Source organism: Finegoldia sp., assembly GCF_046991905.1.
Classification (GTDB): domain Bacteria; phylum Bacillota; class Clostridia; order Tissierellales; family Peptoniphilaceae; genus Finegoldia.
This window is the reverse complement of record NZ_JBKWZF010000003.1, coordinates 84,132-108,315: the sequence shown is the minus strand read 5'-3', so window position 1 is coordinate 108,315 and position 24,184 is coordinate 84,132. Positions and strand designations below refer to the sequence as shown.

Genomic DNA, 24,184 nt, shown 5'->3' with positions numbered 1-24,184 from the left:
GTTTTTTCGTAAACACAAAGTAACAGATTATGAAGCATACTGCATCGCTTTAAGTGCTTTCCTGCTCCTTCTTTGCCGCATATAATTTCAGCGTGCATTTTATTAAAAACAGGAGTTCAAACAGCATAATACCGGAAATCAAAGAATATACAACAAGAAACCATGGATCTCTTTCAAACATTTGCAAAGCCTTCCACAGACCGGGAACTATGATAATAGAAAATATGATTGCACAAAACAAGGTAAGAAATACACTTCGCTTATAAATAGACTCACAATATTCCCGCCGCGTTTCACGATCACTGAAAATCTCCGAATTGTTTTCTTCCCCATTCTCTTTTCTGCGAAAATAATAGAAGGAATTAAACATCATGACATACTCCCAGCCGCAATCCTGAAACAGCTGTATATAAGCATTCAGATCCTCTACTTCATCACGATAATCCAGTTGATAAATCCAGTTTTCCGGTATGCATTTCTCAAAGACATACCCCCTGAAAACCGTATAGCTTTTCAGCTTCCAGCCCTTTTGATGCATTTCTTCCAGAAACTTCTGTTCTTCGCCATATTCCGCAAGTGAGAAGAATCTAAAGATTCTCTTTGTTTCCATGATAGCATCCTCCTTTACTGTTGATATATAAGCGGTTAATACGGGCCAGCTCCAGCTGCAGTACCGTACTGCCAAGCTCTGTAATTTGATAATATTTTCTTTTTTCTTCCTCTCTTGTAAACCTGATCAGCTGATCCTTTTCCATTTTTGAAAGAGTTCCATACAAGGTTCCTGCACTTATAATGATTTCGTTATCTGTAATTTTTTTCACATATTGAATTACATGATAACCATGGCGTTCCTCCTGCAGGGAAAACAGAATATAAAAACCGGTTTCTGTCATCGGCACATAAACACGTCTTAGTTTTTCATCCATAGATAACCTCCACTACTACATTGTATCTCTATATATCGAACCTCTATATATACTATATCGCAGTGCTATCTATATGTCAATAGAAACTGACGCAGCTGTCTCAAAGGCTGCTGCATGCTTCATTCCTTTTATTCATTTATAGATACAATCAGTGATCATAAGGCTTTTCTATAACAACAAGAAATTAAGCGAACATAATAAAAAGAATCAGATATCATAAACTGATAAATTTGATTCCTTATATGTTATATATTTACTATGACACAGAGTACCCTGCATTCTTAACAGCTGTTCCTCTTCTCATCTGCTATGGATTGCACTACTTGCAAAGCTTCTTTGACATTACAATAATATTGTCAGCTAATTTTTCCGTTCTGCTGTACCCATGTTTTTCATATACCCAGTATGGATTGAATCCATCCCTCCATTCATAAATACCGATACCTTCGAGGTATTTCCGATGGAAGAGCGGATATACCTTTTCCAGGTTCTCCATCAGAGCATCCAGCATTTCAACCCGAGGAACACCATATCCAACCTCGTAGCAGCCTATTGTCAAATAGCTGTCGCTATTCCCTGCTGTTCCTGTCATATAGCCGTATTTTTGTAAAATCTCTCTTGGCATTACCTCCAGTAAGCCAATTACCCTATCATTCAAAACTGCGAAAATTCCAGCAATATCTTCCTTTTGCCATATCTCTGAAAACACCTTGGATTTTAATGATATACAGCTTTGATGATATTGCTCAGAGGGATTACCAAAGGGATAATTGGTAAGACACATCGACATTTCTCTGAGATAATTATGTTTTGTGATAGGTATGAATGAAATTTCATCCTTATGTAAACAATTTTTAAACTGCTCTTCTGTCAAACCATTCCATTTTGAGAATACAGGTTCTTCATCCTCTGCATTTCTTTCAATCTGCAGGGCTGCATACAGCTGTTGCTTATGCAACGGTACCGTGTCTATTTTTCGACCACGATCGTATACATCGATAAAGCAATTTTCACATTTTCGCAAATTTTTTTATCCGATGGCAGCTGATGATATGGAATTAAATTGATTTGTATGTCTGTGCCCTCCAGCCAGATTCGAAGCTTTTCAACCATTGCAGCTGTAGCTTCACACATCGGCGAATAGACAACATCTATTTGTCTCATAATATCCTTTCCAAATAAAGTCTGTTAGCGATAAGACGTTATTTTCCTGTCCAGGCCTTTAAGGCTTCCTTTACACTTCTAGTCATTTCCTTACTGAAGGAGGCTCCCGTTTTTCTCGCATAGAACTGCTGTGCATAGTTTTTCGCTGCGTATTTATTCTGTGTCAGAAATTCCTTTTCCGCACGCTCGGCAAACATTTGCTCATATTCCTCTTTTTGCAGCTGCCGATAGGAATCCTCAAATACCACAAACCTTCTATCAAAGCGTTTTCTAAACACCTTTTTGTGCTCTTGTTTATAATGTCCGTAGCATAGCATTGCGATGGGGAAGGTCTCATCGGGTAGCTGAAGCAGATCCTTTACCGTTTCATAATTTTCCAGTATATCACCAATATAACAGGAACCAATTCCCATAGATTCCGCAGCTATGACACTGTTTTGCGCTGCAGCCATCGCATCCTCCACCGCAAGCATTAAATCCCCCTCCGCAGGTGATGTAAATGATAATCCGTGCTTTTCCGCATACCTCTTTACGCCGTTCATGCGATAATAATCAAACCAGCGGTGATGATCTGCGACAAATACAATAACAAGTGGGGCATCCTGTATAAACATCTGATAGTCACAAAGCTTACTTAGCTTCTTTTTCTTTTCCTGATCACGGATGATGATCATGGAATACAGCATCTGATTTCCAGCAGTAGGGGCAAGAAGAGCACTCTCGATAATGGCGTTTTCTTCTTCCTCACGCAGCGGTTTCGCATCGTAGGTACGCAGGGATGTACGGCTACGAATAACCTTCAGAGTTTCATTGTCCATGGTGTTCCCCTTTCTCAAGCAGTATGCGCATAGCATAGGAAGCCGCTGCAAGACCAGCAGCACTCGGAACAAACGGTGAGCTGGCAGGCGGCATTTTCTGCTTTCTGGTAACACCGTTTTCATTTATGATTTTGGTTTGTACGCTGGGCTTTTCACTGGAAAACACAACCGGAATCTTTCCTTTTATATGATGCTTCCGAATCAGATTTCGCATAATTTTCGCAACAGGGTCATAGCTTGTTTTCATAAGCTCGCAGCACTCCACCTTTGTCGGATCCAGACGGTTTGCCATCCCCATGCTGCTGATAAAGGGTATTTTATGTTTCAGGCAGTATGTGATTAAGGAAAGCTTACTGCTCATGGTATCAATTGCGTCGATAACGAAATCCACCGGTTTATCAAAGAGGACTGCATTTTCCTCTTCCTTATAAAATATATCCTTGCAGATGATTGTACAGTCCCTGCGATAGCTTTCCATCCGTTCCTTCATAACCTCTGTTTTTGATCGACCGATGGTAGCATAGACGGCATGTATCTGACGGTTCAGATTGCTGGGTGCAACGGTATCACCATCAACAAGAATCAGGGTTCCGACTCCACTTCTTGCCAGTGCCTCCGCAGCATAGGAGCCAACACCTCCGACACCTACAACCATGACGGTGGAACGCTTTAATATTTCCAGATTGTTTTCTCCAATCAGAAGCTCCATTCTCTGTAAAGGTGTTTCCATCTCAATTCTCCATCCATGCTTTTACATCTTCTAAAATCTTTTCGCGATAGTTCTCATCTTCAACATCATACCAGTGCACCTGCATCTGATTGCGGAACCATGTATACTGGCGTTTCGCAAAATTACGTGAATTTTTCTTAATACGTTCCACACAGGTGTCAACTGATTCCCTGTCCTCTATGTAAGCTTTCCATTCCTTATAGCCGATTCCCTGAAAGCTTTGCAGACTCCAGACATCCTCCTGCAGGGTATGGAGCTGTTCAATTTCCTGCAGCAGTCCCTGTTCCATCATGGTATCGACTCTAGCATTGATTCTCTCATACAGCCGCGAACGATCCATTGTAAGACCTATGATATAGGCATCGTAAACAGGACGGTGCTCCTGTGACTCAACGATTTCGCTTTTTTTCTCTCCGGTATGTGCCATCGCAAGAGCACGAACGATTCTCTGCCTGTTATGCGGATGCAGATTCTCACAGGCTTTTGGATCGATGACTGACAGCATCCCCCATATTTCATCCGTACTTCGCTCTGCCAGAAAATTCATAAACTCCGTATCCTGTGGCTGATCGACAAACTGATAATCATACAGACAGGACTTTATATATAGCCCTGTTCCTCCACATATGATGGGAAGATGCCCATGTTTGGTGATTTCCGCTATGTATTCTCTGGCCTTCTCCTGAAAAATTTTAACATTGTATTCCTCTGTAAAGGAACAGAAATCAATCAGATAATGCGGTACCTCCTGCATTTCCTCCTTTGTTATTTTTGCTGTTCCGATACTCATTTCTTTATAAACCTGCATGGAATCTCCGCTGATAACCTCTCCATGACAGGCTTTTGCCAGCTCCACACTAAGGCTTGTTTTTCCTACGCCTGTGGGACCTGCAATCACCAGTACTTTTTCCATAATTAACTCCGTTCTCTCACAAGATATCCTCAAAATTCACAGTATCCGTTCTCACTGTAGCCAGAGGTATGCCATTTCAAAAGGCAGCGACTACAAGCAGCTATATGCTTGCAGGCTGTTTCCTCCTGCTGCTTATCCACGTTCAAATTCATGGATCAATGCCTTATCCTCCATACAGATCATTGTCGGTCTTCCATGCGGGCAATGAAACGGCTGCTCACAATGTGCTAAATCCTCTATGACACGCTTCATTTCATCCAGTGTAAGACTGCGGTTAAAGCGTATGGAGCTGTGACATGCCATGGTAGCTATTGCATGCTTCCGCAGCTTATCCAGACTGATTTCCTTATCCTTTTCCCATATATCGATCATATCGCAGAGAAAAGCCTCTTCTTCAACATCCTTCATCCACAGCGGCAGCTGACGGCACACAAAGGTATGATCTCCAAACACCTCAAGATGGATGCCGAGCTGTTCCAGCAATGCGTTCAAATCATCTGCCTGCGAAACAGCAGAAATCGTAGATTCTATTGTTATAGGCAGCAGCAGCGGCTGGGTATCATTGTTTCCGTCTAGAATCTGCTTTCTGATAATTTCATAATGATAGCGCTCCTGTGCTGCATGCTGATCAATTATGTACAGGCCCTTTTCACCCTCTGCCAAGATATAGCAGCTGTGGAACTGACCAATCACACGAAGCTGTGGGAGACTCGGATTCAAAGGCTGTGGCTGTTCCACCTCTGCCTTTTTCTCATAGACAAGCTCCTCGGACTGACTGATTTCCTTGTATGCAACAGCTGCATCCGAAGAAATGTCTGTTTCTATAGCTTCTGTGTGTGCCTCCGACCCGGTGTGGGCAGCGGGCAGCACTTCTGTTTTGTCAGTGTCCTCATGCTGAACCTTGACATCTGCTTCCTCTGTCACCGCCTTTACCGATGTTGAATCCTCAGGCTCGTAGGATGCTGTTTCTTCCCGGATTTCAGGAAGAAGTTCCTTTGTCTTAGGCTGTATCGGAGCAGCTGATTCTTTTCTCCGGTTTTTATCTGCTTCGATTTTTCTACGCAGCTCTTCCATATCCAGAGAGGGCTTTTCATTCTTTTCCGGATGTATAAAGCTGTCGTTTACTTCCTCATGCAGTCTTGAAATGCTATCATCACGTTCATACGTAAACTGCAGCTCCTGCTCTTCCACCTTCTCTTTTACGGTTTCCTTTGTAATATTAACGCGTGGAACCTCAAGCTGCTCCTGCAGTGCTTTGCGAATTGTCTCATAGAGGAGCTTTTCCAGCTGCTTTTCCTTGGACAGACGAATTTCCCATTTGGACGGATGTACATTGACATCCACCAGCTGTGCATCCATCAGTAAATCAATGACAACGATGGGATATCTGTCCTTCGGCATATAAGGTGAGTATGCATCCAGTATTGCCTTCTGCAAATGGTAATTCCGTATCATACGGCCATTGATGTACAGCAGCATATAATATTTTGTTGCACGGTTAAACTGCGGCTGCATGATATAGCCTTTTATCTTATAATCCTGATCACTTCCATCCAGCGAAATCGCACTCTTCGCACTGTCTCTTCCATAAATCTGCATAAGTACTTCCAAAAGATTACCGCTGCCCTTGGTTTTAAAAACCGTTCTTCCATCATGAGACAGGCAGAATCCGATTTCCGGATGGGAAAGGGCAAACTTCTGAACTACATCCGAAATAAGAGAAAATTCATACTGCGGACTTTTCAGATGCTTGAAGCGTGCCGGTGTTTTCTGAAACAGATTCTGAATTTCTATCATGGTTCCCTTCGGAGTCCCGCATGGTCTGGCACTGATCAGCTTGCCGTAGTTGATCTCCACCTCGGTAGAGCTTGTGCCGTCATTTGTTCGCAGCAGTACATGAGAAACAGATGCGATGGAAGGCAGTGCCTCCCCGCGAAATCCCATTGTATGTATATTCCAGAGATCATTAACCTCTTTCAGCTTGCTTGTGGCATGCCGCTCAAATGCCAGCGTGGCATCCTCAGGATCCATACCGTCACCATCATCTATAATCGTAATGGTCGCAATACCACCCTGTGATATTTGTATTTCTATATTTGATGCGTGTGCATCGATACAGTTTTCAACCAGTTCCTTTACAATACCCTGCGGACGTTCCACGACCTCTCCAGCCGCAATCATATTGCTGAGATGTTCGTCCAGTCGATTGATTCTACCCATAAGTACACCTTCTTTCTTATAAAACAGAAAACCTGTAATCCGGGATTACAGAGTTCTCTTCTATGACATTTTTTCCTTCAGCTCATACAGAAACTGCATGGCTTCCATCGGTGTCATTTTATTTACATCTACCTGTTTAACCTGATTGATGATTTGCATGTGCTGCGGATTCTCTTTTTCTATGACGAGTGGTGGCTTCACCTCTTTTACCATATTCGGCTGCAGCTCCAGATTGTCCAGAATCTGCTTGGCACGCTCCAGCACGGAGGAAGGAAGATGTGCAAGACGTGCAACATTGATTCCATAGGATTTATCTGCTTTGCCGTCAAGCACGCGGTATAAAAATGTAACCTTATCATCCTCTTCATGTACATCCACATGCACATTGCGGATACCTGCATTCTTTTCTGCCATTTCTGTCAGCTCATGGTAATGGGTAGAGAATAGCGTTTTCGCTTTGATATTTCGCATTATATATTCAATCATAGCCTGCGCCAGTGCCATACCGTCATATGTGGAGGTACCGCGCCCGATCTCATCAAATAAAATAAGTGAATTTGCTGTGGCATTCTGTAATGCATTGTTCGCTTCGATCATCTCCACCATAAAGGTTGACTGTCCCGACATGATATCATCACTTGCGCCGATCCGTGTGAATATCTGATCAAAGATTGGCATTTCCGCTTTCTTTGCAGGGACAAAGCAGCCTATCTGGGCCATGATGACAAGAAGAACGGTCTGTCGCATATAGGTGGATTTACCACCCATGTTCGGTCCGGTAATCATCAGAATGTCATTGTCCTCACCCATCTCCAGATCATTGGAAACATAACGTGTTGTTTTCATCATTCGATCCAGGATCGGATGTCTTGCCTCCTTCATGTGAATGGAATGACCGGTATGAAACTGTGGCCGTGTATATCCGTTTTCACTGGAAATCTCTGCAAGTGCATATAATGCATCAATTGTGGCCAATGCATGTGAAAGATCATGCAACTTAGGCAGATATACCTTGATTTGATTCAGAAGGTGATTGAATAGCTCTGCTTCCAGACGGATACTTCTTTCCTGCGCATGTACAATCGCGTCCTCTTTATCCTTCAGCTCCTGCGTGATAAAGCGTTCTGCGTTGGTCAGTGTCTGCTTTCTGACATAACCAAATTCATCCTTTATAGAATCCAGATTGGTTTTTGTAACCTCAATATAATACCCGAATACACGGTTGTATCCGATTTTCAAAGACTTTACACCGGTTCTTTCCCGCTCCTTGTTTTCAAGCTCAAGAATCCAGTTCTTCCCGTTTTTACCGATTTCGCGCACCTGATCGAGCTCTTCATTATAGCCCTCCACAAACACACCGCCATCCTTTAATGTCAAAGGAGGATTATCAATGATGGCACCCTCGATCATATCGTACAGCTCCCGGCATGGATCGATACTCTGAAATTCCTCATAGGCACTGCAGTCATGAAATAATTCAAAAATCTGCGGTGTATGTTCCAGCGTTTTGATCAGTCGCAGGATATCCCGCGGGTTTGCAGAACCATAGGCCACTCTGGCACTCAGTCTCTCCATATCATAGACAAAGCCCAGATGCTCACGCAGTTCATCCTTCGTAATGAAGTTATCATTCAAATATTCAACAGCATCCAGACGCCGGTTAATCATCGCTGTATCAACCAGCGGGTATTCAATCCATTTTTTTAATAACCGAGAGCCCATGGAGCTGCGGCATTTATCAAGAAAGCTCCATAATGTCTGTGAGCGTGAATTGCTGCGCAGACTGGAGGTCAGCTCCAGATTCTGCTTTGTCGAAAAATCCATCTGCAGAAAATCATTTTCATACACCATTTCAACAGCATTCAGATGAGCCATATTTCGCTTCTGTGTTTCATCCAGATAATTGGTGAGAACGCCAAAGGCAGTTTCCACACGATCATCTTCAATTCCATTCAGCAAATGACGGTATTCTTCCTTTAATGCGTTATCATTATGAAAGGAAACGGTAATCGTCTGCATTTCTTCTATCATCTTCACGATTTTCTTATCAAACTTCTCCTGTATTACAATTTCTCGTACATTGTTTCCCAGCAGAACCTTCTGTATTGCCATGACATGCTTATCAATCAGCTGCGCACGCAGCTCTCCGGTTGTCATTTCACAGAGTATGACGGCAAGACCGAATTGAAAGTCATGCAGAGAAGCAATATAGACAGTTGTTTTCTCATCACTTACTTCATCCATGATGGTTCCGGGTGTAACGATTTTGATGACATCCCGCTTCACCAGTCCCTTTGCCAGTGCCGGATCCTCCAGCTGCTCAACAATTGCGACTTTATATCCTTTTTGAATCAGTCGCTGTATATATCCCTTTGCGGCATGATGTGGAATTCCACACATTGGTACCCGTTCTTCAACACCGGCATTTCTTCCTGTCAGAACCAGATCAAGCTCACTGGATGCCGTCTTTGCATCTTCGAAAAACATTTCATAAAAATCACCGAGACGATAGAATATGATTGCATCCTCATGCTGTTCTTTTAATTCCAGATAATGCTTCATCATCGGTGTATAGGTAGCTTTTTTAGTCATTTTATCAACTCCACTCACTGCTTATTATTATAACATGACCATTGGGTATAATCCTATATGCTTTTGTTTTTTCATACAATCATCCTAACCTGCAGTGTATGCTTATTCTCATTTCTTAATAGAAATTCAGAAAATAATTGACCATGCTGCAACATAAGAAATATAAACCGTGTTATAATAAGTACAACCTTGTTTCAAAAAGGTTTTTGTCTGGAGTGGTGCAAATGAAAGTAGGATTATCCAGGGCAAAGAGTCCGGATAAGTTCGATTTTGTTTTAGTTACATATTTGATTTTAACGATTGGCATGAGTCTTCTGTCCATCTATTCCGCTTTTGGTATTATCGGTCAGGCAGCCGGTATAGACTATATGATGAAGCAGGCAATGTGGTTTATTATCGGATCAATCGCGATCGGTGTGATTATGTATCTCGGTAATGATTCCATGCTGCAGTTCGCAAAAATAGGATACTGGTTTCTTATGGTTTGTCTTGTGGTGCTGCTGATTGGTAAGGTATACAATATGTTGACCGGAGGCAGTCTGCTGGGAATGATCATCACAACAAACGGTGCCACATCCTGGTTTAAGCTGGGGCCGTTCGGTTCTTTTCAGCCCAGTGAGTTTATGAAAATCGTTTTGATTTTAATAACTGCCGGTGTGATTGATGAGCATAACAATAACAAATTAACAGAGTCCTATGAAATGGATTTCTCTTTGTTTATGAATGTAGCGAAATGGGCAGTTCCCCCTATCCTTCTGATACTTGCTCAGCCAGATACCGGAGTGGTATTGATTATCGCTATTTCACTGGTGGCGATGATCGTATGTTCCGGTATAAAAAAACAATGGTTTGTCATCATAGGTATCCTGATTGTCATTGTGCTGGTATTATTCTTCTATATGTATTACTATCATTTCAATGTTCTGAATGAGCTGATTGGTGGTGAAGGAGGATATCGTCTGAAACGAATAACAGCGTGGCTGAATCCGGAAACAGATATCAATGGAGAGGGGCATCAGCTGTATATGGCCTTGCTTGCTCTTGGCTCGGCCGGCCTTACAGGTCATGGTATGGGAATCGAGCTGGTATCCATACCGGAAGCACAGACCGACTTTATCTTTGCTGTTATTGGACAAAGCTGGGGCTTGATCGGAACATTATTCATAGTGGTTCTGTGTCTCGGGCTTGATATTCATTTATGCCGTATTGCCAGCATGTCAAAGAATATGTTTGAAAAGTATTTCATTCTGGGTATTCTGGGGATGCTGCTGTATCAACAGATACAAAATATCGGGATGATAATCGGTTTATTGCCGATTACCGGAATCACGCTTCCTATGATATCGTATGGCGGTTCATCATTACTGTCATATCTGATTGCATTTGGAATCATTATGAATGCCAGTGCAAAAGCAAAAAAGCTCTCTGATTATGTATATGAATAAGCCAATCATAAGTTTTGTGATTGGTTTTATTTTGCTTGCTTTTTTTATAACGGATGAAATGCGCATGCTACTTCAATTTATTGATATTTGTTATACGATACATTTCTCAAAAGTAAATAATGGTTGGTACAGGAAAAAACGGATATAAAAAACAGATTCCACGCGTATCTGTTTTTTTACTTTTCATGATGCGATAATCCTCGTTCTTCCTGCAACTGAATAGACTAATGAAGCAGCTTATGACTAAATCATATCCCTTCATCCATACTATCTGTCAGTATAAATTTTTTAATCTTCTCAAATAACTGTAATGACGATAACGTGCGAATCTAACCTTCCGATCAGACATCTCGCAATAGATTTCTTTGGTGGCTTCCAACGGCACATTCAAATGATCATAGCAGAGTATTGCTGTATCAAAGGTTTCACTTTTCATTGTTACATGACGGTTCTCCATCATGATATACGGATTTCCGAGGGAGCGGTGCTTGGAGTGCTGAATAGCTGTTATTTCCGCCAGCTGCATAAGAGATAATCCACAGTCTATAACTGCTCCTCCAAGAGATCGATTATATGCAGTGGAGCCTGCCTGAGTGGATAGACAGATGCCGGAGCCTCTGCAGGTTTCAAAAAACTCACCGTCTACATATATATCCATGATTTGAGATTTCACAATATTCTCAACACGCATCTCATTTAATGCATAATAAGGGTTTGGATTATTATCCAGCTTTATTTTCAATAAACCGGATTCAAATATCACAGGCTCCTTTTCCAATACATCATGCAGGCATTCCTCCAGCTCCTCTTCCGTATAGTCCGTGAAAAAGCCAAGGGTTCCTGTATGAATGCCAAGGAAGTTTACTTCGCTGATTCGATGCAGATACTGATGCACGCCATACAGCAGTGTACCGTCTCCTCCCACACAGATAACAAGCTGTGGTTCTGCTTTGTCATAAATCCAGCCAGAAGACTGCAGACGCTCTTTGATTTTCTCCTCTACTGCATGTGATTTTGCATCTTTTTTCGCAACTACTGAATATTTCATCACAAATCACTTCCTTTTGTTATGGTACTATTGTATCATATCCTATAAGGTGATGAAAGATGAATAAACATGTTGAAAAAGAATATAAAATGCTTGTGAACAAGGAACAGTTTGATAAGCTGTGTAGTTTGTATGAAAATCTGAATTTTATAACCCAGACCAATACCTATTATGATACGGTAAACGGGGACATTCAGAAAAAGAAGGGTGCAATGCGTATACGTGAGCGAAATGGAAGGTTTCTGTTTACATTAAAGATGCGGCAGGAGAATCTTGATGGGCTGTGCGAGTGTGAGTGTGAAGTATCTGAAAACAGTATTCATGCTTTGCAATCAGAGGAAATTGTTCAGCTATTGCATGAGTATCAAATTGAAGCTGCAATCATTCCGTTAACTACTCTCGTGACAAAAAGAGCTGTTGTAGAAACAGAGAATGCTGAACTATGCTTTGATATCAGCACCTATGGAAATCATACAGATTATGAAATTGAATATGAATATAAGCAGCCACATGACGAGCTTTCTGTTTTTCAGAAGCTTCTTTCTCATGTGCAGCTTGTTTATGAAAAAAACTGCACATCTAAGATTCAGCGTGCTTTGCAGGCAGTGGAGGAATGATCTACGTCGTCTTCTGGAACGTGATTTCATTTTGTATGATGGGAATTGATAAATGGAAAGCCATTCATAAGCGTTATCGAATACCTGAGCGATTTCTATTACTGTATGCATTCCTTGGAGGAGCTTTTGGTATTGGTCTTGGAATGATTGCTTTCCGACACAAAATAAGGAAAACAAAATTCATTCTTATGGTCCCTTTCTTTTGTATTCTTCAGGTAATAGCTATAAGGCTAGTCCTCTTCGACTAGCCTTTCTTCATATTCTATCTTTAAATAGCTGAGAGCAAGTCTCCAATTACTGTGGATCTTTTGGTTAAACAATAGTTTGATGGAAATCTGATCAGCATATTCACTTTGATTTATATATACTTTAAATAACTGATAATGACCAATGCTATACTGCATTTTACTTTCAGCATCTATAAAGTTTAAGAGGCATGGAAGTAGAATCATTATTTTTCCATCGCGTTTTGTCCAATACTCTGTTTTACTGTTTCTAATTGACTGTATATTTGCATCCTGAAGTTTTTGTATATAATGACGTATTTTTGATTCTTCATATTCTGAATAGAAGCTAGTCTCTATACGTCTGCTCAGGTTCTCCAGTATTTGAAGTACAGCATCCTCCTGCATATTCTTTTCCTTTGTAATAACAGTACTGTTCACCCACATATCCGTACCAATAGAGGATGCCAGATGCAGTAGTCTTCCTGTATTTTGTATATCCTCTTTATCTATATAGAAAAAGCTTTCTATATTATTGGAAATTTTCATACCGATTTCACTTAGGTAAATCGGATATTGAAAATAGATAACATTTTCTAATTCCATGCAGGAAAGTAGCTCAGGTACTTCCTCCTGTTTTGTAATTTTGCAGATTGCCTGCTTTAATGATTCCTTATCCGGATAGCCACTCAGAGTTTTATATACATTCCACATTTGTGTAAACCCCATGTTTTGTTGCTTTCGAAGATGACCGTATCCAAGTATTCCCTTTTCTCTTTTTTTCCCACGCTCTGTCCCCTTTGTCAAGAAAAACAGCATGTCTCCCTTTTTAAAATCAGTAATACTTTTGATACTTGGCTTCCAGAAATTGATAACAGAGTTACCATGAAGTCTATGGTACTCCATCATATTTTTATCAGTAATATAAGCAATTGAGCCCATATGTTCGCCTTCTTCCTATATATCCATTTTACCATGATAGCGCTTGCAGTAAAATGAAAATATTTCTTTTCTATATATGTAAGGTGCTGGTGATTTTGGATTTATACAATTAGTTCATATAGTGATGATGCTTTTTCTGTGTATCGCCTATTTTGCTGTTGCTGTAGGAGGTTGTTCCCTTTTTCATATTCTTGATTTAAACGCTATTTAAACATCCATACATTTGAAAGCAGGGTATTCCTGTCCTTCCTCATTTACTATATACTTCTTACGTTTTATAATACAGTAAAGAAAAGAACCAACATTATGGTTCCATTTTCTTTCTTCCTTCAATTGCTTTAATCAAGGTTAATTCATCCGCATAGTCCAAATGTCCGCCCATTGGAAGACCATGTGCAATCCTTGTTACAGTAACCGGATATTTTTCCAGCAGCTTTGATAAGTACAATGCTGTAGTTTCACCTTCGACTGTCGGATTGGTTGCAATAATAATTTCCTCGGTTTCCTCACTAATTCTGTTTAATAGAGAGTCTATGTTGATGTCCTCAGGCAGTATACCTTTTGATGTTGAGATTACACCATTCAACACATGATATACTCCAGAGTATTCTTTTGTTTTCTCCATTGCAATAACATCCTTTGGACTTTGTACAACACATATAATCTGACTATTTCTACTTTGATCTCCACAAATATCACATGTGTCATCTTCCGATAAGTTGCCGCATACCGCGCATTTTTTTAAGCCTTCTTTTGCGTTTTGAAATGCATGAATCCAAGAGTCCATAGTTTCATCATCCCATTCGAGCGTTTGAAATGCATAGCGTTCTGCAGTTTTTATTCCTACACCCGGTAGTCTCCGATAGCATTCAACAAGTGCTTCAAATTTCTTAGGATACATTAGAAGCCACCTGGCATTTTCACTCCGCCTGTAATTTGATTCATATTTTTTTCTTTATCCTCGACTGCTTTAGCGAATGCATCATTCAAGGCAGACTTCAGCATATCCTCTAAATCTTCTTTGTTATCTTTCTCCAGCAAACTTTCATCGATTGAGATACTTTCTACAGACATGCTTCCTTTTACTTCTACCTTGATAACACCACCACCCATTGTTGTTTCATATACTTTTTCATTTAATTCATCTTCCAGCTTAGTAAGTTCCTTTTGCATTTTCTGTGCCTGTTTTAATAATCCCTGCATATTCATAATCTTATTCCTCCGTTATTATTATATTTTCCTGACCGAACAAATCCAATACAGCTTCTTCCTGTGTTAATTCTTTTACTTCTTTTTTTTCAATCGTCACAGCTTCAATCTGTATAGGATCTGGCAATGTACCTGCAATCATACGGTCTTTAAACTCTTTGATAACATATTTCTGCTGATCAGCAGAAATAGCAAATATTTTTTTATTCTTTTCCATCAATACAGTAATGAAATCATGAAATTCATTTTTACTGTCCATCTCATTTATTTCATTTGCTACTGCCTGATTATCGACACATACCACTATATAGGTATTACCACTGCCTACAATACCTGCATTCTTTAAAAGACTTCCATATTTAGCATATTTAAAATCGAGCATGAATTCAGGTATTTTCTGAAAATGCTGACTATCCTTTGCTTTTTCAGGTTTATTTGCCCCGGCAAGAAGTCCAAGAACAAATTCATTATCCAATGGTTTTAAAGCTTTTGTTGAAACAGCAGTAATTTCCTTGCTTACTATATTTTCCGGTATATGTGAAGACTTCGCACTCTTTGTTACTGGTGAATCAAATACTGGTGTATCATATGGTGTAAATGGTTCATCATCCATAGGAACCTCAAGTATAGGTTTCTTCTTAGATGTTTCACGTGAAACATTATTAACAGTGCTTACTGGTTTTTGTTCCTGCCTAGGAGTCTCCAATGGATGTGATGTCGTTGTCACCACAGTTGCCTTTACATCCAGCATTTGCAGTAAACAGACCTCAAAATAAGATCCTGCATTTGCTGCACTTCTATATTTATCATATGTTTCCATTAGAAGATGTATCATTTGAAACCTCTCTGCAATAGATTTTCCATCAATCAGAGTTAAAACCTCTTCACTATTTAGAATATGAAGCAGAGATGCATCCTTTGTATACTCGAAAATGATACTCTCCTTTAATATTTCAATTAAATCAACAGTCAGCCTTTTGATATCAATACCTTTTTCAATAAGCTGATCTATCGCATTTAACAGGGATACTGCATCTTTTCCATAGATATAATGATACAAATCTAATTTTTCCTGTATGGTTGTAATGCCATAAATTTCATTGATATGATGCACCTGGATATGATTCTGTGCATACGCAATACATTGATCAAGAATAGATAAAGCATCACGCAATCCGCCATCAGCAAGCTGTGCAATAATCCGAATTACTTCCTCTTCACACGTAATCTGTTCTCTCTCCAGAATAGTATGTATCCTCTGAACGATTTCTTCACGTGGAACTTTAGTAAAATCAAATCGCTGACAACGTGAAATAATCGTAGGCAGCACCTTATGCGGCTCTGTCGTAGCTAAAATAAAAATAACATGTTCCGGTGGTTCCTCAATCGTCTTTAACAGCGCATTAAATGCACCCGTTGACATCATATGGACCTCATCAATAATATAAATTTTATATTTACCCTTCAATGGCGCATACTTAACTTTTTCTATCAGTGTACGTACTTCTTCTACACCATTATTGCTGGCAGCATCTATCTCAATAATATCCGGATGGCTTCCATCCTGTACTGCCCTACAGTTATCACATTCCAAACATGGTTTATGATTTGGATTCTCACAATTTATAGTTTTCGCAAAGATTTTCGCAATTGATGTTTTTCCTGTACCACGGGGGCCGCAGAACAAATAAGCATGTGCAATCTTATGCTGTTCCACTGCATGCTGCAAGGTTTGTACAACGTGCTTTTGTCCTGCTACTTCATCAAAACTGTTTGGACGATAAGTACGATATAACGCTTTATATGCCATACTTCACCTGCTTTCTCCACTGTCAATTATATCATGCTGACAATGAATTTTACATAAGAAAAGCAAATACTTTTCTTTCTTACAGTATTTGCTTTTATTTCTTTTTTAGTCTTTTTTCTTTAAAGAAATTCTTTAAGAGCTGTGAACATTCGTTTTGAAGAACACCGGATTCAACTTTCGGATAATGGTTATATCCCGGCTGTTCATACATATGCAAGGTACTTTCAATGCTTCCACCCTTTGGATCAGCAGTTCCATAGATAACAGTTCTGATACGTGATTGCAGAATAGCACCGGCACACATGCAACAGGGCTCCAGAGTAACATATAAATCACAATCCTCAAGACGCCAGCTTCCTACCTTTTTACAAGCTTTTTGAATTGCAATGATTTCAGCATGGTTTATTGACTGCTGTTTTGTTTCTCTGAGATTATGACCTCTTGCTATAATTTTATCATCCTTAACAATAACACAGCCAATGGGTACCTCATCTATTTTTTTAGCCTTCTCTGCCTCTCTTAAAGCAGCCCGCATATATTCTTCTTTCATAAAATTACCTCAGATATAAAAAAGGGCTACCACACATGATAGAGCTCCCTTAAGGCTGCTTTGTTCCCAATCTGACCTAATTCAGTAGATACCATTGTAGTAGCTTATATATTATAGCATATTCTCTGATTTTTTCAACAGTTAATTTGCTTTCACATATTTTATAATTGCCATTTTGACTTTTACAAGTGATGAACAAGTCTATCCTGTATTTCACAAAGGAAACTCCTTTATCCTTAAGATTAACACTATTTTTTTATCTGAGCTATTAACAAGATAGTAATATGAATTGTATTTCAGATACAATATATTGTCATAAAACGGAATACTTTTTATTCTCTTTAAGAATGAGCAGGCTAATTTTCTAAACAGTTCATAAACTCAGGTTGAACATAACTACATTGAGTACTTATCACCATTATATTATTCAACAGAATTTGATACTTCCTTTTCTCAAACACGATACAACTGAAGGAAGCTTTCTTATTTTATTATTAGAAAATCATTAGTGCATACATAAGAATGTTTGAAATTGTCTTAACATTGGATTTGCGCCTACTTTGTATAAAAATAATTTTCATATATAAGGTTACCTTTTTATGTATAGCATCATTATAACTTATCTTCTATTTGCTTACACATTTTTTATTATCTCTTTTAAAACATTATAAAACAAGCATAAGTAACAGCTGAAATTTCTTGATTTATCCTTAATTGTTTCACGTGAAACAAAAATGCCTAAAAAAGCTGTGCAATCATTTGCAACGACATGACCAATTGTCCGATTATTCAAATATCGATGTAAATCAGAGAGTCACAATATCGTATTATTTATCCAAATAATGCGATAAACAAAGGCTTTTCTGCTATTTTTAACCAACAAATAATAAGCTGTTTTAGATGCTAAAAAAGGTGAAATTTATATAAAAATCACCTTTTCAATACTGCTTAATTTTTTGGCATCAATATTTTTGTGCCTCCCATATATGGCTGCAATTTTTCCGGAATATTCACACTGCCGTCCTTGTTCAGATTATTCTCTAAAAAAGCAATCAGCATTCGAGGTGGAGCTACCACCGTATTATTCAAAGTATGAGCAAAATATTTTCCATTCTCACCCTTTACGCGAATGCCAAGACGTCTTGCCTGTGCATCTGTCAAATTAGAACAGCTTCCCACTTCAAAATATTTTTTCTGACGTGGACTCCATGCTTCGACATCAACAGACTTATTCTTCAAATCAGCAAGATCACCGGAACAGCACTCTAAGGTTCTCACTGGTATATCCAGACTTCTGAATAAATCAACAGTATTCGTATACAGCTTTACAAACCAGTCTGCACTTTCTTCCGGTTTGCAAACAACAATCATTTCCTGTTTCTCAAACTGGTGAATGCGGTAAACTCCTCTTTCTTCAATACCGTGTGCACCTTTTTCTTTACGGAAGCAAGGAGAATAGCTTGTATAAGTATAAGGAAGTTTTTTCTCATCAAGAATTGTATCAATGAATTTTCCAATCATAGAATGCTCACTGGTACCGATCAGATACAAATCCTCGCCCTCAATCTTATACATCATTCCTTCCATTTCCGCAAAGCTCATAACCCCGGTCACAACATTACTACGAATCATAAAAGGCGGTACAACATATGTAAATCCTCTATCAATCATAAAATCACGTGCATATGAAATGACAGCAGAATGAAGTCGTGCAATATCTCCCATCAGATAATAGAACCCGTTCCCTGCAACTTTTCTTGCACTATCCAGATCAATACCTTCAAACCGTTCCATAATATCTGTATGATATGGAATTTCAAAATCAGGAATCACAGGCTCGCCGTACTTCTGCAGTTCAACATTTTCTGAATCATCCTTACCAACCGGGACCGTAGGATGAATGATATTTGGAATCTGCATCATCATTTCCTTGATTTTCTCAGCAAGCTCAGTTTCCTTAACCTCTGTTTCCTTCATTTCATCTGCCATAGCCTGAACCTTGGCTTTAATAGCATTTGCCTCATCCTTTAAACCTTTGGCCATCAGACCGCCGATTTCCTTGCTCATAGCATTTCTCTTGCTTCGCAGCTCATCCCCTCGTTGTTTAAGAGAGCGATTCTCTTTATCCATAGCAATCACTTTATCTACAAGCTCAATCTTGTGATCCTGAAACTTCTTTTTTATGTTTTCTTTTACAATTTCAGGATTTTCGCGTAAAAATTTCATATCAAGCATAATCATAACCTCCTAGAATATAAAAAAGAGGTATGTCCATAAAGGGACGATACCTCGTGTTGCCACCCTTTTTGATATACCTATAAAGATATACCCTCTCATAGCTATAACGGTGCTACCGTAATCAACTACTAATAGTTCATTGATTCACTCAAAGGCGGATTTCATAAGCAGCTATTATAACTCACACCTACCGTTATATCTCTGAAAGTAGCCTGCTTTCTTACTTGACCTTTTCAACGTTTTATTATTTTATATCATTCTTCTACAGGATTGTCAATTATCTGTTCCGTAGTTTCTTCATTATTTTCCAAAGCTTCACCAGCTGCAGCCTCTTCCGGCTCCTCTTCTTCCTTTTCAACAATAGCCACCTTGGCAACAGATTCTTCATCTGCCACGTTGATCAGCTTAACACCCTGAGTATTACGGCTGTAAATACCAATATCATCAACAGATATTCGGATAATAATACCGGAGTTTGTAACAATCATGGCATCCTCATCACCATTTACAGCGCGAACGGAAACAAGCTCACCGGTTTTATTGGTAACATTGATTGTCTTTACACCCTTCGCTCCACGTGTTGTCAGACGGTATTCCTCAATAGCGGTACGCTTACCATAACCATTTTCACTAACAGCCAGCAGATGTGTTCCCTCTTTAGAAGTGGCAGCACCTACTACGATTGAGCCATCAACATTAAAGCCCTTCACACCGCTTGCCGTACGTCCCATAGCACGAATATCATCTTCATGGAATCGAACTGCCTTACCATTGGAGCCTGCGATAATAATTTCATCATCTCCGGTTGTTTCCTTCACACCAACCAGCTCATCAAATTCACGTAGTGTAATGGCGATTTTACCATTCTGACGTATAGAATCGAATTCACTCATCGGTGTTCGCTTAACCAGTCCGTTCTTTGTGACAAACAGCAGGAAGGAGGATTCACTATCCGGACGAACAGGAACAAGTGCACGCACCTTCTCCTCCTTGTCCAGATTTAACAGATTCACGACCGGAAGGCCCTTAGCCGTTCTACCAGAATTCGGCACCTTATACCCCTTGATACGGTAAACCTTGCCAAGATTGGTAAACAGCATCAGATAGTCGTGAGTGGACATTGTAATCAGCAGATCAACAATATCATCCTCATTTACAGACATACCCTTCACACCGCGGCCTCCACGGTTCTGTGTACGATAGGTATCTGTCGGCATACGCTTGATATAACCGTTTGTTGTCATTGTGATAACAACATCCTCAACAGGAATTAAATCTTCATCCTGCATATCGTAATCTGCCTCACTGATTTCTGTACGACGCTCATCGCCAAAGCGATTTTTAACCTCAGTCAGCTCATCACGGATAATCCCGAGAACACGATCATGGTTTGCAAGAATATCACGTAAATCTGCTATCGTATTCATCAGCTCACGATATTCATTTTCAATCTTATCGCGTTCCAAGCCTGTTAAACGACGCAAACGCATCTCCAGGATTGCATTTGCCTGAATCTCCGTGAGTTTAAACTGCTCCATCAGACCAGTTCTTGCTTCCGCATCATTCTGACTGGAGCGAATCAGATGAATAATTTCATCAATGTGATCCAGTGCGATACGCAAACCTTCCAATATATGAGCACGATCCTCAGCTTTTTTCAATTCAAATTTTGTACGGCGTACCGTAACGTCAATCTGATGATTCACATAATGCTGAAGTGCCTCCCGGATTCCCATCTGCTTCGGTGTTTTCTCTACCAGTGCCAGCATGTTGACACCGAAAGAGGTCTGAAGCTGTGTCATACGATACAGCTGATTCAAAATAACATCCGGTTGAGCATCCTTACGCAGCTCAATCACGATTCGAATACCCTCACGGTTTGATTCGTCATTCAGATAGGTGATACCTTCAATCTGCTTTTCTCTTACCAGGTCTGCGATTTTGGTAATCAGATTCGCTTTATTCACCTGATACGGGATTTCAGTCACAACAATTCTTGTCTTACCGTTGCCCATATCCTCCAGATGATGCTTACTGCGTACCATGATAGAGCCGCGGCCTGTTTCAAATGCCTGTCGAATTCCGGCTCTTCCCAGAATGATACCGCCTGTTGGAAAATCAGGACCCTTGATATAATTGTCCATCAGCTCCACAACGGAAATCTCCGGATTATCCATAATGGCAAAGGTTGCGTCTATTGTTTCTGTAAGATTATGCGGCGGTATATTGGTCGCCATACCTACCGCAATACCGACAGAACCGTTTACCAGCAGATTCGGGAATCTGGCAGGCAGCACAGCCGGCTCAGTTTCCTCATTGTCATAGTTGGGTATGAAATCAACGGTATCCTTATTGATATCCTTCATCATTTCCATAGCGATTTTAGACATACGGGCTTCGGTATAACGCATTGCCGCCGCACCGTCACCATCCATGGAACCGAAGTTACCATGTCCCTGTACCAGCATGTAGCGGTAGCTGAAGTCCTGTGCCATACGAACCATGGCATCATATACGGCTGTATCACCGTGCGGATGATACTTACCGATTACTTCACCAACGATACGCGCTGACTTTTTAAACGGCTTGCTTGCCACAATTCCCAGCTCATTCATCGCATGCAGAATACGGCGATGAACAGGCTTCATTCCATCACGAACATCAGGCAGTGCACGATCTACGATTACAGACATTGAATAGTCCAGAAAGGAGGTTTTCATTTCTTTTGAAATATCTACCTGAATCAGTTTTTCCTTGTTTAAATCCATGTTCCCTTACACCTCCTTAGATATCCAGTGTTGCATAGATTGCATTTTCCTGAATAAAGTCACGTCTTGGTTCAACCTCTTCTCCCATCAGCATTTCAAAAATACTGTCAGCTTCCATAGCATCATCAATATTTACCTGCTTCAGCGTACGGAATGCTGGGTCCATGGTTGTCTCCCACAGCTGCTCCGGATTCATCTCTCCCAGACCTTTATATCGCTGTACGTTTACATTCTCCCCCATAGAAGCACGTACCGTTTCCACTTCTTCCTCTTTATACACATATTCCACACGGTTTCCCTTGGCAACCTTGAACAGCGGTGGCATGGCGATATATACATAGCCACCCTCAATGATCGGACGCAGGTAACGGTAGAAGAACGTCAGCATCAGTGTACAGATATGCGCACCATCGACATCGGCATCGGTCATGATAATAATTTTATGATAACGCAGCTTACTGACATCCATTTCCTCTCCGATTCCACAGCCGAATGCTGTGATCATAGAGCGAATTTCATTATTTTCGAAGATTCTCTGCAAACGCGCCTTCTCGACGTTCAATATCTTACCACGCAGTGGCAGAATTGCCTGAAACTTGGAATTTCTTCCCTGCTTTGCACTTCCGCCGGCGGAATCACCCTCGACGATATAGATTTCACATTCCGAGGCATCCTTGCTGGAACAATCCGCAAGCTTACCGGGCAGTGATGTGATTTCCAGGGCTGATTTTCTTCTTGTCAGCTCTCTTGCCTTTTTTGCCGCAAGACGTGCCTTGCTCGCAAGAATCGCCTTATCTACAATAATCTTTGCTGTTTCCGGATTCTCCATGAAGAAACGATCCAGCTGTTCACCCAGTATACTGGAAACAATTTTTCGTACCTCTGAGTTTCCCAGCTTCGTCTTTGTCTGTCCTTCATACTGCGGATCGGGGTGCTTTACCGAGATAATAGCCGTTAATCCCTCACGCACATCATCTCCAGCCAGTGTCTCGTCTTTTTTTATCATTCCCTGCTCTCTCGCATAGGCATTGATAATCCTTGTCAGAGCGAGTCGGAAGCCATCCTCATGCGTCCCGCCTTCCATCGTGTTGATGTTGTTACAGAAGGAATAGATGCTTGGAATGTAGCCATCGTTATACTGCATGGCGATTTCCGCAAGAATCCCGTCCTCTATCCCTTCCACATACACAACCTCTTCATGCAGCGGCGTCTTGTTCTTGTTCAGATATTCCACATACTGGCGGATACCGCCATCGTATTTATATTCAATTCGTTTCGGCTCCGCTTCCCGTTCATCACAAAGCACCAGACGAATGCTTTTGTTCAGGAAAGCCAGCTGACGAATACGTGCATTCAAAGTATCAAAATCATATTCCTGTGTTTCCTGAAAGATTTCAGGATCTGCCTTGAAACGCACAATGGAACCATGCTTTTCGCTGTCATTGATGATTTTCAAAGGTCCTGTTGCCTTGCCTCCGTCTTCAAAACGAAGGAAAAACTCATGTCCGTTCTGATGTACGTTAACCTCCAGCCATTCACTCAATGCATTAACAACACTGGCACCGACACCATGCAGACCTCCGGAAACCTTATAAGCACCACCGCCGAATTTACCACCGGCATGCAGTACAGTAAAAATCGTTTCCACACCGGATATTCCTGTCTTTTCAACGATTCCCGTCGGCATTCCTCGACCATTATCCTCTACACGGATGATGTTATTTTTTTCAATCGTTATTTCAATATCCGTAGCGAATCCGGCAAGAGCCTCATCGATCGAGTTATCAACAATTTCCCAGACAAGGTGATGAAGACCTCTCTCACTGGTAGAACCGATATACATACCAGGTCGTTTCCGTACAGCTTCCAGTCCTTCCAGGACCTGAATATCATCAGCCGTATAAGAATGATCAACCTTATCTTCCATTTCTTCGATTTCTTTCATCTGATTCTCATCCATAGTTCATCCT

Annotated in this window: 20 protein-coding genes, 1 other RNA gene and 1 other annotated feature; of the genes, 3 read left to right on the top strand and 18 right to left on the bottom strand. The window is 40.5% G+C overall.

Annotation, left to right across the window (positions count from 1 at the left end):
- Nucleotides 1–49 precede the first annotated feature (49 nt).
- From ACLUJM_RS02745 to mutS, 8 genes are all read right to left on the bottom strand, one after another.
- The gene (locus ACLUJM_RS02745) at nt 50–610 is read right to left on the bottom strand and encodes a DUF2812 domain-containing protein (protein WP_008816024.1); all 561 of its coding nucleotides are present in this window, start codon (nt 608–610) and stop codon (nt 50–52) included.
- The gene (locus ACLUJM_RS02740) at nt 588–926 is read right to left on the bottom strand and encodes a PadR family transcriptional regulator (RefSeq protein WP_008816025.1); all 339 of its coding nucleotides are present in this window, start codon (nt 924–926) and stop codon (nt 588–590) included. Before ACLUJM_RS02740 ends, ACLUJM_RS02745 begins: the two co-directional genes overlap by 23 nt.
- 319 nt (nt 927–1,245) lie before the next feature.
- Entirely contained in the window at nt 1,246–1,950 is a 705-nt protein-coding gene (locus tag ACLUJM_RS02735) for a hypothetical protein (protein ID WP_257274058.1), read from the bottom strand.
- A 178-nt stretch (nt 1,951–2,128) separates the two neighbouring features.
- Nucleotides 2,129–2,908, bottom strand: a complete 780-nt coding sequence (locus ACLUJM_RS02730; RefSeq protein WP_009589002.1) for a nitroreductase family protein — start codon at nt 2,906–2,908, stop codon at nt 2,129–2,131.
- Nucleotides 2,898–3,638 (bottom strand): ThiF family adenylyltransferase, encoded by a 741-nt coding sequence (locus ACLUJM_RS02725; RefSeq protein WP_009588980.1) that lies wholly within the window; start codon nt 3,636–3,638, stop codon nt 2,898–2,900. The genes ACLUJM_RS02730 and ACLUJM_RS02725 overlap by 11 nt, the downstream gene beginning before the upstream one ends.
- A gap of 1 nt (nt 3,639) precedes the next feature.
- Nucleotides 3,640–4,551, bottom strand: a complete 912-nt coding sequence (gene miaA, locus ACLUJM_RS02720) for a tRNA (adenosine(37)-N6)-dimethylallyltransferase MiaA (protein WP_008816028.1) — start codon at nt 4,549–4,551, stop codon at nt 3,640–3,642.
- 132 nt (nt 4,552–4,683) lie between these two features.
- Nucleotides 4,684–6,771 carry a DNA mismatch repair endonuclease MutL gene (mutL, locus tag ACLUJM_RS02715; protein ID WP_009588982.1) on the bottom strand — a complete coding sequence of 696 codons (2,088 nt, stop codon included), beginning with the start codon at nt 6,769–6,771 and terminating at the stop codon, nt 4,684–4,686.
- A 60-nt stretch (nt 6,772–6,831) separates the two neighbouring features.
- The gene (gene mutS, locus ACLUJM_RS02710) at nt 6,832–9,363 is read right to left on the bottom strand and encodes a DNA mismatch repair protein MutS (protein WP_009588944.1); all 2,532 of its coding nucleotides are present in this window, start codon (nt 9,361–9,363) and stop codon (nt 6,832–6,834) included.
- A gap of 224 nt (nt 9,364–9,587) precedes the next feature.
- Between mutS and ACLUJM_RS02705 the strand changes: the two genes are divergently transcribed.
- Nucleotides 9,588–10,808, top strand: coding sequence for an FtsW/RodA/SpoVE family cell cycle protein (locus ACLUJM_RS02705; protein WP_008816031.1), 1,221 nt, complete (start codon nt 9,588–9,590; stop codon nt 10,806–10,808).
- Nucleotides 10,809–11,082: 274 nt separating this feature from the next.
- Here the strand turns inward: ACLUJM_RS02705 and ACLUJM_RS02700 are convergent, their stop codons facing one another.
- Nucleotides 11,083–11,856, bottom strand: coding sequence for an NAD kinase (locus ACLUJM_RS02700; RefSeq protein WP_008816032.1), 774 nt, complete (start codon nt 11,854–11,856; stop codon nt 11,083–11,085).
- A gap of 59 nt (nt 11,857–11,915) precedes the next feature.
- Here ACLUJM_RS02700 and ACLUJM_RS02695 point away from each other — a divergent pair, with 59 nt between their 5' ends.
- Nucleotides 11,916–12,473 carry a CYTH domain-containing protein gene (locus ACLUJM_RS02695; RefSeq protein WP_412412082.1) on the top strand — a complete coding sequence of 186 codons (558 nt, stop codon included), beginning with the start codon at nt 11,916–11,918 and terminating at the stop codon, nt 12,471–12,473.
- Entirely contained in the window at nt 12,470–12,721 is a 252-nt protein-coding gene (locus tag ACLUJM_RS02690; protein WP_035303967.1) for a DUF1294 domain-containing protein, read from the top strand. The genes ACLUJM_RS02695 and ACLUJM_RS02690 overlap by 4 nt, the downstream gene beginning before the upstream one ends.
- Here the strand turns inward: ACLUJM_RS02690 and ACLUJM_RS02685 are convergent.
- The 9 genes from ACLUJM_RS02685 to gyrB all read right to left on the bottom strand — a co-directional run bounded on the left by ACLUJM_RS02685 (nt 12,704) and on the right by gyrB (nt 24,174).
- Nucleotides 12,704–13,639 carry a hypothetical protein gene (locus tag ACLUJM_RS02685; RefSeq protein WP_008816035.1) on the bottom strand — a complete coding sequence of 312 codons (936 nt, stop codon included), beginning with the start codon at nt 13,637–13,639 and terminating at the stop codon, nt 12,704–12,706. The two genes, ACLUJM_RS02690 and ACLUJM_RS02685, sit on opposite strands and share 18 nt — an antisense overlap.
- A gap of 304 nt (nt 13,640–13,943) precedes the next feature.
- Nucleotides 13,944–14,540, bottom strand: a complete 597-nt coding sequence (recR, locus tag ACLUJM_RS02680; RefSeq protein ID WP_009270082.1) for a recombination mediator RecR — start codon at nt 14,538–14,540, stop codon at nt 13,944–13,946.
- The gene (locus ACLUJM_RS02675; protein WP_002606688.1) at nt 14,540–14,848 is read right to left on the bottom strand and encodes a YbaB/EbfC family nucleoid-associated protein; all 309 of its coding nucleotides are present in this window, start codon (nt 14,846–14,848) and stop codon (nt 14,540–14,542) included. Before ACLUJM_RS02675 ends, recR begins: the two co-directional genes overlap by 1 nt.
- A gap of 4 nt (nt 14,849–14,852) precedes the next feature.
- Entirely contained in the window at nt 14,853–16,658 is a 1,806-nt protein-coding gene (gene dnaX / locus ACLUJM_RS02670; RefSeq protein WP_074747890.1) for a DNA polymerase III subunit gamma/tau, read from the bottom strand.
- A gap of 94 nt (nt 16,659–16,752) precedes the next feature.
- On the bottom strand, nt 16,753–17,208 hold the full coding sequence (gene tadA / locus ACLUJM_RS02665) for a tRNA adenosine(34) deaminase TadA (RefSeq protein WP_008816038.1): 456 nt from the start codon (nt 17,206–17,208) through the stop codon (nt 16,753–16,755).
- 13 nt (nt 17,209–17,221) lie between these two features.
- Nucleotides 17,222–17,319, bottom strand: an RNA gene (ffs, locus tag ACLUJM_RS02660) — signal recognition particle sRNA small type.
- A gap of 837 nt (nt 17,320–18,156) precedes the next feature.
- Nucleotides 18,157–19,443 (bottom strand): serine--tRNA ligase, encoded by a 1,287-nt coding sequence (serS, locus tag ACLUJM_RS02655; RefSeq protein ID WP_008816039.1) that lies wholly within the window; start codon nt 19,441–19,443, stop codon nt 18,157–18,159.
- 39 nt (nt 19,444–19,482) lie between these two features.
- Nucleotides 19,483–19,692, bottom strand: a binding site (T-box leader).
- An 8-nt stretch (nt 19,693–19,700) separates the two neighbouring features.
- Nucleotides 19,701–22,214 (bottom strand): DNA gyrase subunit A, encoded by a 2,514-nt coding sequence (gene gyrA / locus ACLUJM_RS02650; RefSeq protein ID WP_008816040.1) that lies wholly within the window; start codon nt 22,212–22,214, stop codon nt 19,701–19,703.
- 16 nt (nt 22,215–22,230) lie between these two features.
- Nucleotides 22,231–24,174, bottom strand: a complete 1,944-nt coding sequence (gyrB, locus tag ACLUJM_RS02645; RefSeq protein ID WP_002606682.1) for a DNA topoisomerase (ATP-hydrolyzing) subunit B — start codon at nt 24,172–24,174, stop codon at nt 22,231–22,233.
- Nucleotides 24,175–24,184: the final 10 nt, after the last annotated feature.